Annotated in this window: 12 protein-coding genes; 5 read left to right on the top strand and 7 right to left on the bottom strand. The window is 37.5% G+C overall.

The genetic code is table 11. From position 1 onward, the window contains the following. Window positions 1-27: 27 nt before the first annotated feature. Window positions 28-549 carry an acyl-CoA thioesterase gene (locus LUA91_RS05060; protein ID WP_231424940.1) on the bottom strand — a complete coding sequence of 174 codons (522 nt, stop codon included), beginning with the start codon at window positions 547-549 and terminating at the stop codon, window positions 28-30. 258 nt (window positions 550-807) lie between these two features. On the opposite strand from LUA91_RS05060, the gene LUA91_RS05055 reads away from it, so the two are divergent. Then, window positions 808-2298: an alpha-amylase gene (locus LUA91_RS05055; RefSeq protein WP_231424939.1), complete on the top strand. Its 1491-nt coding sequence runs from the start codon at window positions 808-810 to the stop codon at window positions 2296-2298. A gap of 104 nt (window positions 2299-2402) precedes the next feature. Here the strand turns inward: LUA91_RS05055 and LUA91_RS05050 are convergent, their stop codons facing one another. The 6 genes from LUA91_RS05050 to LUA91_RS05025 form a co-directional block, all read right to left on the bottom strand. After that, window positions 2403-3329 carry a hydroxypyruvate isomerase family protein gene (locus tag LUA91_RS05050; RefSeq protein WP_231424938.1) on the bottom strand — a complete coding sequence of 309 codons (927 nt, stop codon included), beginning with the start codon at window positions 3327-3329 and terminating at the stop codon, window positions 2403-2405. 27 nt (window positions 3330-3356) lie between these two features. Continuing rightward, complete coding sequence (locus LUA91_RS05045) at window positions 3357-4289, bottom strand: FAD:protein FMN transferase (protein ID WP_231424937.1); 933 nt, start codon at window positions 4287-4289, stop codon at window positions 3357-3359. A gap of 68 nt (window positions 4290-4357) precedes the next feature. Beyond that, window positions 4358-5677: a Gfo/Idh/MocA family oxidoreductase gene (locus LUA91_RS05040; protein ID WP_231424936.1), complete on the bottom strand. Its 1320-nt coding sequence runs from the start codon at window positions 5675-5677 to the stop codon at window positions 4358-4360. A gap of 29 nt (window positions 5678-5706) precedes the next feature. Next, entirely contained in the window at window positions 5707-6675 is a 969-nt protein-coding gene (locus tag LUA91_RS05035) for a formylglycine-generating enzyme family protein (protein WP_231424935.1), read from the bottom strand. 139 nt (window positions 6676-6814) lie between these two features. Beyond that, entirely contained in the window at window positions 6815-8092 is a 1278-nt protein-coding gene (locus LUA91_RS05030) for a DUF5103 domain-containing protein (protein ID WP_231424934.1), read from the bottom strand. A gap of 273 nt (window positions 8093-8365) precedes the next feature. Further along, window positions 8366-10273 carry an ABC-F family ATP-binding cassette domain-containing protein gene (locus LUA91_RS05025; RefSeq protein ID WP_231424933.1) on the bottom strand — a complete coding sequence of 636 codons (1908 nt, stop codon included), beginning with the start codon at window positions 10271-10273 and terminating at the stop codon, window positions 8366-8368. A gap of 59 nt (window positions 10274-10332) precedes the next feature. Here LUA91_RS05025 and LUA91_RS05020 point away from each other — a divergent pair, with 59 nt between their 5' ends. From LUA91_RS05020 to LUA91_RS05005, 4 genes are all read left to right on the top strand, one after another. After that, window positions 10333-10530, top strand: a complete 198-nt coding sequence (locus tag LUA91_RS05020) for a hypothetical protein (protein WP_231424932.1) — start codon at window positions 10333-10335, stop codon at window positions 10528-10530. A 142-nt stretch (window positions 10531-10672) separates the two neighbouring features. Further along, complete coding sequence (gene nudK, locus LUA91_RS05015) at window positions 10673-11260, top strand: GDP-mannose pyrophosphatase NudK (protein ID WP_231424931.1); 588 nt, start codon at window positions 10673-10675, stop codon at window positions 11258-11260. A 256-nt stretch (window positions 11261-11516) separates the two neighbouring features. Next, a complete protein-coding gene (locus LUA91_RS05010; protein WP_231424930.1) occupies window positions 11517-11927 on the top strand; it encodes an Rrf2 family transcriptional regulator in 411 nt (136 codons plus the stop codon). A 61-nt stretch (window positions 11928-11988) separates the two neighbouring features. Further along, complete coding sequence (locus tag LUA91_RS05005) at window positions 11989-12639, top strand: NAD(P)-dependent oxidoreductase (RefSeq protein ID WP_231424929.1); 651 nt, start codon at window positions 11989-11991, stop codon at window positions 12637-12639. Window positions 12640-12744 lie beyond the last annotated feature (105 nt).

The following is a 12744-nucleotide window of genomic DNA, read 5'->3' as shown; positions in this document are numbered from 1 at the left end:
TAAGCGCCAAGAAGTTTTTTGTAAAAATTATGCTTTAAAAAACAATGCCTTTAATTCGCTGGCATCATCTGGGTGCATTTTACCACCTAAAACGAGGCGCAATTGCCTACGCCTTAATGCGCCATCGTAAAGCTCAATTTCCTCTGGCGTTTCTGCAATTAATTCTGGTACCGGGATAGTTCTGGCACTTTGATCCAAAGCTACAAAGGTATAGTAAGCTTCATTGCTTTTTTGGCGTGAGCCACTTGGAATATTTTCTGCCCAAACATCTAATCTCACCTCTACCGAGGTATTAAATGCCCGGGTAACTTTTGCTTCGATGGTAATTACATCGCCTAATTTTATAGGGTGTTTAAAAGAAACATTATCTACGGAAGCGGTTACTACAATGCGATTACAATGCTTTTGTGCTGAAATTGCAGCCGCTATATCCATCCAATGTAATAAACGGCCACCCATTAAATTGTTAAGAGTATTGGTATCATTTGGTAATACCAATTCATTCATAATGGTAAAACTCTCTCTGGCAAATTTCTTTTTTAAGCTCATAATATGGCGCAAAAGTAAGTAAATTGTGAGTTAAAATAGCAATGCTGATCGTGATTTGGACAGCAGGATTGAGTAAATATTCATAGTATACATTTGGGTGGTGCATATATTCATCCGAAGAATGAGAATACGATATTTTTGTTGCATTAATGATTTGGAATACCATGTTAGTTAAATCTTGATCGATTTACTTTTAGCTTACATTTCCACGAAAACAATTAATATCAAATCATGTTATCTTAACTTAAAATTAAATTAATGCAGAATGAAACCTTAATCCAATATTTTCATTGGTACTATAACGAAGAACAAAATTTATGGGTAAAAGTGGCACAAGAAGCTGCTCACTTAAAAGAAATTGGCGTAACAGGTGTATGGTTGCCTCCCGCATATAAGGGAAGTAATGGTGGCTATTCGATTGGATATGATATTTATGATCTCTTCGATTTAGGCGAGTTTGATCAGAAAGGAAGCGTTAATACGAAATACGGCTCAAAAGATGAATACATCAATGCAATTCAATCATTGCAAAACGAAGGCATTGCTGCCATTGCTGATATCGTTTTTAATCATAAAGCCGGTGGAGATGAGCTGGAAAAAATTCCAGTGCGTACTGTAAATCCAGATGATAGAAACGAATTTACTAGCGATGTTTTTGATATTGAAGCCTGGACGAAGTTTACATTTCCAAACCGGGCAGGGAAATACTCTAAATTTATCTGGGATCACCAATGTTTTAGCGGAGTAGACTGGGCTGAAGATTTAAAAGAAACCGCGATTTATTCCATTCAAAATCATGTTGGAGAAGGATTTGAAGAAGTACCATCTACCGAGTTAGGCAACTATGATTATTTAATGTTTAACGATATCGATTATCGCAATAGGGCCGTGGTTGATGAACTTAAATATTGGGGCGAATGGTTAGTTCAAACCACAAATATTAATGGGTTTAGACTTGATGCGGTTAAACACATCAATCCGGAATTCATAAAAGAATGGATTGATCATTTGGAGCAAAAATTCGATAAGAAATTTTTTATTGTTGCCGAAGATTGGAATGTAGAAAATACAGAGTCGCAAGAAGAGTACCTGCGATTAATGGAGGGCAAAACCCAAATTTTCGATTCACTGCTTCACCATAATTTTTTCCTGGCCAGTCAAGACGGAAATGGATTTGATATGCGTACCATTTTTGATAATACACTGATTACAATTTCCCCAGAGTTGGCTGTAACCTTTGTTGATAATCATGATTCGCAGCCTTTGCAGGCATTGGAAAGTTATGTTGAGTTTTGGTTCCGATCATTAGCATACGCGATTATTTTACTGAGAGAACAAGGGATTCCATGTCTGTTTTATCCTGATTTGTACGGTGGAATTTATGATGATAAAGATCCAGAAGGTGAAGATGTGCATATCGATCTAGCCATTTTACCTGAACTGGAAATTATGAGTAAAGTACGTGCGAATCTATCCTACGGTGAGCAAAGAGATTATTTTGACCATGGAAATTGTGTGGGTTGGACAAGGGCTGGAGATGATGAGCATGAAAATAGTGGCGTGGCAGTTTTATTAAGTACTGGAGAAGAAGGCTTTAAGAAAATGGAAATTGGGCAAAACTTTGCAGGCAAAACTTTTATTGATGCCTTAGGATATCGGGAACAGCCTGTTGTAATTGATGAAAGCGGCTGGGCAGAATTCCATTGTAATGCTGGAAGCGTATCAGTTTGGGTATTAAAAACAGAATAACACTCAATATTTGTTTGAAATATAAAAGGTCGAGATTTTTAAATTCCGACCTTTTACATTTATATACGGTTCGTATGATATAAATGCTGATGAACAATCAATATCTATAAAAAATCATCTTCTTTCCGATAAGCAGCAATTACGGCCAATTCACCATCTTTACCACTTTTCGAGTTACCGTGTTCCATACCCATTACACCTTTGTATCCTTTTTGATGAAGATATTTAAATAAATTTTTATAATTGATTTCGCCAGTTGTAGGTTCTTTTCTGCCTGGATTATCGCCAATTTGAATGTAGGCAATTTCATCCCAACAACGGTCGATAGTTTTAATTAAATCGCCTTCTGTTCTTTGCATGTGGTAAATATCGTACAATATTTTGCAAGATGGACTTTGAACTGCTTTGCAAACTGCGTAAGTTTCGTTGGTTTTTTGGAGAAACAATTCAGGAGTATCACTCAAGGTTTCAAGCACCATAATCAAACCATGGGGTTCCAATATTTCTGCACCAGCTCGCATGGCATCAATCACATTGGCAAATTGATTTCCATAAGGCAAATTGCGTTCATAAAAGCCAGGTACAACTGTCAGCCATTTTGCATTGCAACGTTTTGCAGCTTCAACCGATTTCTTGCAGGTTTCTACAAATTTATCTTTAAACTCTTTTTTGCCGGTGGTTAAAGATGTTTTCCAGTTATCTCCACCATCAATTACGAAAACGCCCATCCGCATACCAAGTTTAGTCAGTAACGCACCAATTTTTTCCTGTTCTTCTACCGGTCGGTTCAAATAGCCATTATCTTCTATAGAACGAAAACCTTTATCATACATAAATTGAATCTGATCGAGAAAGTTTTTGCCTGCATGGTTGGCAAACATGCCTTGATGTGGAGCGTAATCCATATTGAAGGTTTTGTCGCTCAAAGTTGCTTCTAACTTTTCGGCCGCAAAAGCATTCGTAAAACCAGTTCCAGCGGTAATTGCTCCTGCAGTAAACAGGCTATTTCTTATAAATTCACTTCTTTTCATTTGTTGGTTTTTAAAATGTAAAGACTTTTAGTTTTTAATAAATTTCTTAAATCCATGAGATAAAGTATCAGCCACAGCGCCATCTTTTTTACGGTATACAAAATAAGCTTCCAAATCCTGTCTATTCTCTACAAACTTTAAGGCATCAGTTAAGTGCATGGCCATTAAAGCATTGTCGTATCCATCTGCGGTGATTGCATCCTTGGCATAAACAGTTATGCTTATCATTTCATTATTTAAAGGATAACCTGTTCTGGCATCAATTAAATGAGAAATCATCTTTTTACCGCTCTGATGAAATTTTCTGTAGTTCCCTGAAGTGGTGATGGCGCCGCTATTTAAAATAGCAATGTGTCTAATTATGGGTGTTCCATTTTTATCAGGCCCTTCAATCCCGATTTTCATTGCTGTGCCATCAGGTTTTGGTCCTGCTATTCTAATCTCTCCACCTAATTCGGCAACATAACTTTTAATTCCTTTTTTTGATAAATAAGTGGCAATCAAATCTACACTGTAGCCCTGTGCAATGCCGTTCAAATCTATGCTGATGCCGGGTTTGGTTTTGATCAATTTTCCACTATTCAGTTTTAGGTATTTCATACCCACAAATTTCAAAATTGACCTAATTTCCTGACCTGTTGGATCTTTCCTATTTTCTTTCGGTCCAAAACCCCAAGCCTGCACCAATGGCGCAACCGTGGTGTCAAAAATGCCCCTCGTATCGCGGTTTATTTCAAAACTTCTCTTTAAAACATCATTTAATAGCGAATCAACTTGTATTCCTTTGGCTGATGAATTGAATTTGTTAATCAATGAACTACTTTTATATAGAGACATGGAGAGATCAATCTCGTTTAGCAGACTATCGATTCCGCCTTTAGTGGCCACACTATCCGTTGCATAATACATGATGTTGTAATCTGTTCCCTGTGCCAGCCCGGTAATTTTATACTGCTTCAATTCTGTAGAATAAAAAATTGAACAAATTAAGGGGAAGCAAAAGAACAGCAATCTAATCATCAGTTTAGTTATAAAACCTTTGTTTTTCCTGGCATTGCTATAGGATATAAACCATTTGCATCAGGCATTAATTTAGGATTAGCATCCCAGGCAAAACGTTCAGGCATCAAACTGTTATCTGCTGCCAAAGCTTCATCCCATTTTATGGTTTGGCCCGAATAGGTTGCGTAACGGCCAATGATGCCGGTTAAAGTGCTGTGTGCGCCATATTCTGCATTATCAAATTTATATTCACCTTTTGAAATGGCATCAAAAAGTTCATCATGTTCGGTTTGGTATGGATTGGCATTGCCTTTTGTATTATGATTGTAAATCACGTTTCCTTTCCAATCCCAGAGTTTAGCCTGGTTACCGGCTGATAAATAAATTTTACCTTTTGTGCCTTGGAATGTTTCATCAACACGATTGGGAACACCCTCAAAATGTTTACATTGACTGTAAATTACTGATCCGTCAGCATATGTTAATTCAACTGCATGGTTATCATAAATTTCTCCATAATCTTTTCCGCTTCGCCAAGCCCTACTTCCTGTACCCTGAACAGATATTGGATGAGTTCCTTTTATCCAGTTTGCGATATCTATATTGTGCACATGCTGCTCCACAATATGATCGCCACATAGCCAATTAAAATAATACCAATTTCGCATTTGATATTCCATTTCGGTTTGGCTGGCAGTACGTGGTTTTACCCATACACCACCGCTGTTCCAATAAACCTGACCTGATACGATATCGCCAATGGCGCCTTCTTGAACACGTTTCATTGCTTCGCGGTAATTGGCCTGATAACGGCGTTGCAAACCAACAACTATATTCAGTTTTTTCTTTTTGGCAATCTCTGCTGCGGCTAAAACCTTTCTGATTCCAGGCGCATCTACCGCAACCGGTTTTTCCATAAAAACGTGTTTGCCCTGTTTAATTGCTTCTTCAAAATGAATTGGCCTAAACCCTGGAGGCGTAACCAACAATACCACATCTGCCAAAGGAATAGCTTTTAAATAGGCATCGAAACCCACAAATTGTCGATCTTTTGGAACATCCATTTTAGCCGCAAACTTTGAGCTTAATGATTGGTAACTGCTATCCAGGCGGTCTTGAAAAGCATCAGCCATCGCTACTAATTTTATGTTGAACTTTGTGCCCAATGCCTGAAAAGCCGCACCAGTTCCTCTGTCGCCACAGCCAATAAGCGCAATCTTAATAGTATCACTTCCTGATGCATAAGCACCCGAAAGTGGAAAACTACTTAACATGGCTCCTCCAGCCAATAAGGCAGATGCTTTTAAAAAATCTCGTCTTTCTGTTGTGTTTGGTTTATTTTTCATTTCTGAATGGTTGGTTTTACAGTTGGATGTTATAAATCTTTTATAGGTTGTTTGTTGTAGTAAGCTTCTATCTCTGCCTTGCTAGGCGTTTTGGCTGGTCTAACTAAACGCATTCCAACAAAAGGTGCTTCAGGAAACCACCAATTGCTTTTGGGTATTTGTGGATCCAATTGTTTCCAGGATGGATCGGATGCCAAACGCGTTGTCGATGTTAAATTTTCGGGTGTTTCATCATAAGAACCTCCGCGTACCGTATTGGGATATAATTTTTCAGGTACCGCTACCGGATTTTCTGAAACTTTACCTTTTCCATTCTCATAAAAGTTGGCTAGGTATTGATCATAAGTCCATTCGCTAACATTGCCATGCATATCAAACAAGCCCCAGGCATTGGGTTTTTTCTGACCAACAGGATGTGTTTTGTTATCACTATTACCGGCGAACCAGGCATGGTCTTTCAAATTTGAAGCATCATTTCCAAAAGAATAAATCGTATTGCTTCCCGCTTTGCAGGCATATTCCCATTCGGCTTCGGTAGGTAGGCGATAAAAAACGCCGGTTCGTACATACAACCATTTGCAAAATTGAATGGCGTTGTATTGGGTCATGGCTACGGCAGGCTGATTTTCTTTACCCATTCCAAAAGTCATGTCGAGATAAGGTTTGGTTGGCCTTGTAACAGCATCAACCTCTGCTGGAATTGTAGTTAAACTGGCTTGTTTCTCATAATCACGATAAAGAAATGGTTCGAAAAGATCCCAGGTTAACTCGTATTTAGCCATCCAAAAGGCATCGATTTTTACCTCGTGGATGGGTTGCTCATCTGCTTTGCCTGATTTGCTACCCATTTGAAAATTTCCTGCAGGAATGGCCTGCATATCAAAAGTTAGTTTGGTGCCATTAACAGTTTGAGTGTAGGATTTTAGCGTATTTTGAGCAAAAATTTGCCCGTAAGTAAGTAAAATTAAAGCGGCTGCAATAACATTCTTAAACATCATAGTTGGTTAGCTAATGCTTTATAAAAGCACTGTATAGTTACTTAATAATCTGATTACTAAAGTAAATATCCAATATCAAAATCAAGAAGAATTGTGTAACAATAAAAGTATAAATGACAATTATTGCGTTAAAAACCGCTTATCTCCGATCTGTAACTCTATTGCTAATATTAGCATAGCCTACCAATGTTTCCCAACGTGCTCCGGGGCGGCGGTAGTAAACAAAAATTTGGTAACTATTTTCAGTTTGAAAAAATGAACCTTCAAAATACTGACTCTCCAAAGTTTTAGTGTCATTATTAAACCAAGCATATTCATAATCATACAAACCTTGTTTTAACATGATATTTGAATAAAACTGCTTCCGTCCGGCATCGTAAATCATTTTGTTTTCTTTGCTTAAAGTATAATTGTTGAAGCGACCAATTACATAAGCATCTCCATTTGCGGTAGGTGCGGCGGCATTGAGCGTAAAAAGTACACCCATGTATTCTGCTTCGGTTTTATCATCTCTGCCATCGGTATTTTTAATGTAGAAATTGCCATTTTCATCGTATTGATTGGCAAAGGCACCAGTATTTCTAGGTGCATCCTGAAAAAGCATTACATTAACCGATTCATTATCACGGAAAATATCTTTAACATTATCTGCTTTGTAACGTAAACTCCTGGTGTCAAATTTCCTGAATTCATTATCTCCCCAAAAGTCATTCGTAGTTAAATCATTAAAAACCAATTGGTTTGGACGGATGAATGATGGTCTGGTGTTAATTTGTGCAGTATTCGAATTAAAATTCTGCATTACAATTGCTTTTAAATCCTGATAAGGATTGGGAATAGGCACAGAATGGTTGATGGTAAAATTAATTTTTTGCTTGGTATTGCGATCGGCAACCTGCATAGAATTGGTAACTTCAGCAGCCACCGCAACCTGATTATCAACAATATAAAAACGTTGCGAAATTACAGGTTGGTTTTTATCACCATCGATATAAACTTTTAATAAGTAATTGCCTCCAATTTTTGGTTGGATTTGCGTATTCGGAAAATTTAATTCGTAATGTGTGTACTTTCTGGTTGTGTTCGAAGAGTATCGGTAGTAAATGATTCTATCATCATTAAATCCGCCCAGATAATCAATTGTTGATATTCTTGAAGGCTGCCAATCTGATGTGCAATGTTCAATGGAATACCAATAATTTTTTGTTCCGGCCAGCAAATCATCGAACATAAAAGTGATGGTTTCTGATGAATTTAATTGAATAACCGGTAGGCTTTGTTCGCGGGTACTGTTGTAACAAAGTACCGTTTTAATGTTGGGGAGATAGATTTTATTCTCGTAAACAAAATTTTTATCAGTTTGGGAAAAGGTTAGGCTAGGGATGAAAAATAAAAGTAATACGATTAGTTTTTGCATGGTTAAAAGTAAAAAGTATTAATCAATTTTAAAAGATTTACTACAAGGTGGGCATGTACAAAAATAAAAATTGCTAAGGAAACACGGATTTGTACGGAATTTTTCAGGCCATTGTTCGTGGCTACACGAAACGATTAATACATATTCTTCAATCTTCTTTCCGTGTCTTCCGTGTTTCCATGGCAAATAAAAAAGCCGCAGAAAAATCTCCGGCTTTAAGGTTATAAGATTGCCACAGCCGATGAAGAATCGGCTTCGCAATGGCGGAAAAGATTAACCTTCCAGTTCCATAATTTCAGCCGCTAAAGTTTCCCACTTAGCTTGGCTGTTATCTAAATCTTGTTTTGCAGCCAAATAACGTTTGTTCGCTTCAGCCAGTTTATCGGCTTTGCTGTAAACTTGCTCGTCTGCCAATTCTACTTCAATATTTTTTACTGCTGCTTCCAATTCCGAAATTGATTCTTCAATTTTTTTCAGCCCATCATTCAATTTTTTTAGTTGGTTGGCGGTGTTTGGTGCAACAGGTTTTGGCTCTTCCTTCTGTTTTTCAGGCATCTTAACCGGAATGGGTTTCGATATCGGAATTTCCCGTTTGCTGTTCCACTCTTCGTATTCGGCATAAGTACCCGGATATTGTTTAATCTGCTCGTTTTCGATAAACCAGATTTTATTAGCCACATTATCTAAGAAATACCTATCGTGAGAAACAGCAATAAATGTACCTTCAAATTGCTGTAAAGCCTGGATTAAGATATTTACCGACTGAATATCCAAGTGGTTGGTAGGCTCATCCAAAATCAAAAAGTTCGAATCTGTTGTAAGCGATTTTGCCAAAGCCACACGCGATTTTTCTCCACCCGATAAAACTTTGATCTTTTTGAAAACATCATCACCCGTAAATAAGAAACAGCCCAAAATACTGCGTAACTCAGTATCGGTGTGTTTTGGGGCAAAAGCTTGCAGTTCTTCTAAAATGGCATTATCAAGATGAAGCGATTCCAGTTGGTGCTGTGCAAAGAAAGTGGTGGTAACATTATGTCCGGTTTCACAGAAACCTTCAAATTTTTCCGTTCCGGCAATCATTCTCAGTAAAGTCGATTTACCTTTACCATTGGCACCAATCAAAGCAATTTTATCACCTTTTTCTATCACCGCTTCAGCATCCTGCAAAATGTGAACATTCGGATAATGTTTGGTGGCATGTTCAATACGAACTACATGTCGGCCAGACGGTTTAGTGAATTTGAAGCTGAAATTTACCGTTGGGTTATCATCATCTACATCATCCACACGCTCCATTTTATCTAAAGCTTTCATACGCGATTGCGCCATTTTTGCTTTCGATGCTTTCGCTTTAAATCGTTCAATTAAACGCTCTTCCTGTTTAATTTTTGCCTGCTGATTTTTAAATTCTCCCTTTTGAATTTCGCCACGTAAAGCTTTTTCTTCTACATAAAAGCTATAATTCCCGGCGTAAACATTTAACTTTCCTTTGCGAGATTCAACCGTACGGTTCACAATCTTATCCAAGAAATACCTATCGTGAGATACAATTACAATTGCACCCTCAAAAGTAGCCAAATAGTTTTCCAACCACTTAATTGATGGTAAATCCATGTGGTTGGTCGGCTCATCCAGCAGTAAAATATCGGGCGTTTGCAAAAGAATTTTCGCCAACATTACCCGCATTCGCCAACCTCCAGAAAAAGTATTTAGTGGACGATGCTGGTCTGCGGTGCTAAAACCTAAACCCGCTAAAATTTCATTGGCCCTATATTCGATGTTATAACCATCCAAAGCCTCAAATTCCTGCTGTTTGTCGCTTAATTTATATAAAACCTCTTCACTGTAATCAGTTTCTATTTTTTTTAGTAGTTCTTCAATCTCATCATGCAGCTGGTTTTGGCGCTCAAAAGCCTCCATGGCCACATGTAAAATACTATGGTGCGATTCGTAAGAAAGTAAATCCTGATTTAAGTAGCCGATTTTCAAGTCTTTAGACATCGAAACCGTACCCGAACTAGGAGCATATTCGCCTACAATAATTTTTAAAAGTGTCGATTTTCCTGTTCCGTTAGCGCCAATTAAACCTGCTCTGTCGCCCGGTTTAATGTGCCAGTTGGCTTCGTCGTATAAGGCCCTTGAGCCAATTAGGAATGTTAAGTTATTTATTGAAATCATTTCGGCTGCAAAAGTACGAATTTTAAAAGCTAATTCCTTTCCGAAATCTAAATAGACAAATGCTTAACAATTTTGATATTTGGAAAGCGAAGGCAAATGATTTTGTTAAAGTTTGTTCCTTCTATTCGCTACAATCTTTTTGTTCATGTCAGTCTGAGCTTGTCGAATACCTGCACCAAAAAGGATTTTCGCTACTATCAGGTTTAGAAACAAAAAATGGTGCTTCGTATTGCCTGTTGCGTGGTGCAGGTATCTAGTTCAAAATTCCATGTGCTGAAGTAAGATGGCAAAGAATTAATGGTGTTATTTTGATCAACTTTGTTTACCACTTTGCATTTCATTGCCGTTGACTTTAGTCGACGGTTAAATTGATATATTTGGATTCAAAGCGCATAACGAATGAACAACGAAAACATTAAAATTTTAAGCACAGAAATCCTTTCAGATAATTGGTACACCTTAAATAAAATTACATTCGAGTATAAGAAGAAAGATGGTACAGTAGAAACCCAAAATCGCGAGGCTTATGATAGAGGCAACGGAGCAACCATTTTACTTTACAATAAAAACAATCAGACAGTAATTCTAACTCGTCAATTTCGATTACCAACCTATTTAAATGGTAACGCAAGTGGAATGCTCATTGAAACTTGTGCAGGTTTATTGGATTTGGATAACCCAGAAACGGCAATAAAACGCGAAACGGAAGAAGAAACGGGCTACAAAATTAAAGATGTGAAAAAGGTTTTTGAAGCTTATATGTCGCCAGGATCGGTAACCGAGATTCTCTATTTCTTTGTAGCCGAGTACTCAAAAGAAATGAAAGTGAGTGAGGGTGGTGGTCACCATGAAGAGCAAGAAAATATAGAAGTTCTGGAAATCACTTTTAGTGATGCAATCGCCATGATTGCAACAGGTGAAATTAAAGACGGGAAAACAATTATGCTTTTACAATATGCTCAGCTTAATTATTTGCTTAAAGTATAAATTCTTCAAATACTATAAAAGGAAAACAGATTTCAATCTATTGGCATTTATGCTGGCCGAAAATATTTTGCCTTACCAGGGTTAAATAGACCCGATAGAACGTAAAGCCCGGAAGACGAGGAACGAGGATGAGGACTTGCAGTGATAGCGGGACTAACCTTAAAAGAAGCTTCTGTAACTGCTCTTCAAAAAAAAAATAAATTTTGATTATAAAGAAATATGTATACATTTGTACTGTAATAAAATTAATTACAGAATGAACACTAGCCGTTTTCCAATTTCCTTACACATTTTAACTTTGCTTGATGACGCAAAGGGGAGCGTGGTAAGTTCTGATTATTTGGCTGGGAGCATAAATATTAATCCTGTTTTGGTGCGAAAGGAAATTATAAACCTGCGTAAACATGGCTTTGTAGATAGCAAAGAGGGGAAAGGTGGGGGCTCTTTTCTGGCTAAAAACGCAGATGCTATTAACTTGGGAGAAGTTTATAGTGCGGTTAGAGACAATAATATTTTAGGGCAAAGTAAAAATGAACCTAACCCAAAATGCCCGATTGGAAAACAGATTAACCAGCATTTAAATACACTTTACAGCGATGCAGAAAATGCACTGATCGAAAATTTATCTAAGCATACTTTAGCAGATTTTGCATTAAAATTCAAATAAAAATTTTTTACATAAAACTGTAATAAAATACATTACAATTAATTAATTTAAATTAAATAATATGAAAGTAGCATTGATAGGCGCCTCAGGTTTTGTAGGTAAAGCCCTTTTAAACGAATTAGTTAGTCGCGGAAACGAAGTAATTGCCATTGCCCGTGATACCACAAAAATTGAAAACACCGATGAAAAAGTAACTAAAGTATCGGTTGATGTTTTGGATACTGAACAACTAGCTGAAGCCCTAAAAGGTGTCGATGCTGTGATTAGTGCTTTTAACGCAGGCTGGACTAACCCAAATCTTTATAACGACACCATAGCAGGGGCCGAGGCAATTCAAGCAGCGGTAAAAGCATCGGGTGTTAAACGTTACATTTTTATCGGCGGTGCAGGTACCTTGCAGATTGATGGAAATCAGTTGGTAGATGGACCGGAGTTTCCAAAAGAGATTTATCCTGGAGCATCTGCAGTGAGGGATTATTTTAATATTTTAAAGCAAGAGAAGGAATTAGATTGGTTATTTTTTAGTCCTGCAATTGAAATGCACCAGGGAATTACTACTGGCCGTACAGGTAAATATCGTTTAGGAAAAACTTCACCCGTTTTTAATGAAGATGGCCGCTCAATTTTATCTGCAGAAGATTTATCTATTGTGCTGGCTGATGAGTTGGAAAACAATGCACACCACCAAGAGCAATTTACGGCAGCATACTAAGTGATGTAAGATGTAAGATGGATGATGGGAAATGTGTGTTGCGATGTAAGATTATAGAATGTAAGATGGAAAGTAAGTTACCAGTCGTATCCCATTATCCATCTT

The organism is Pedobacter sp. Leaf250 (assembly GCF_920984735.1).
Lineage (GTDB): Bacteria > Bacteroidota > Bacteroidia > Sphingobacteriales > Sphingobacteriaceae > Pedobacter.
Note: the sequence above shows the minus strand (reverse complement) of the source record. Positions and strands in the feature narration are given on the sequence as shown.

Excerpts from the sequence above, each read along its gene's own strand:
- LUA91_RS05060 (WP_231424940.1), bottom strand. The coding sequence starts at position 549 with ATGAGCTTAAAAAAGAAATTTGCCAGAGAGAGTTTTACCATTATGAAT.
- LUA91_RS05055 (WP_231424939.1), top strand. The coding sequence starts at position 808 with ATGCAGAATGAAACCTTAATCCAATATTTTCATTGGTACTATAACGAA.
- LUA91_RS05050 (WP_231424938.1), bottom strand. The coding sequence starts at position 3,329 with ATGAAAAGAAGTGAATTTATAAGAAATAGCCTGTTTACTGCAGGAGCA.
- LUA91_RS05040 (WP_231424936.1), bottom strand. The coding sequence starts at position 5,677 with ATGAAAAATAAACCAAACACAACAGAAAGACGAGATTTTTTAAAAGCA.
- LUA91_RS05035 (WP_231424935.1), bottom strand. The coding sequence starts at position 6,675 with ATGATGTTTAAGAATGTTATTGCAGCCGCTTTAATTTTACTTACTTAC.
- LUA91_RS05030 (WP_231424934.1), bottom strand. The coding sequence starts at position 8,092 with ATGCAAAAACTAATCGTATTACTTTTATTTTTCATCCCTAGCCTAACC.
- LUA91_RS05025 (WP_231424933.1), bottom strand. The coding sequence starts at position 10,273 with ATGATTTCAATAAATAACTTAACATTCCTAATTGGCTCAAGGGCCTTA.
- LUA91_RS05020 (WP_231424932.1), top strand. The coding sequence starts at position 10,333 with ATGCTTAACAATTTTGATATTTGGAAAGCGAAGGCAAATGATTTTGTT.
- nudK (WP_231424931.1), top strand. The coding sequence starts at position 10,673 with ATGAACAACGAAAACATTAAAATTTTAAGCACAGAAATCCTTTCAGAT.
- LUA91_RS05010 (WP_231424930.1), top strand. The coding sequence starts at position 11,517 with ATGAACACTAGCCGTTTTCCAATTTCCTTACACATTTTAACTTTGCTT.
- LUA91_RS05005 (WP_231424929.1), top strand. The coding sequence starts at position 11,989 with ATGAAAGTAGCATTGATAGGCGCCTCAGGTTTTGTAGGTAAAGCCCTT.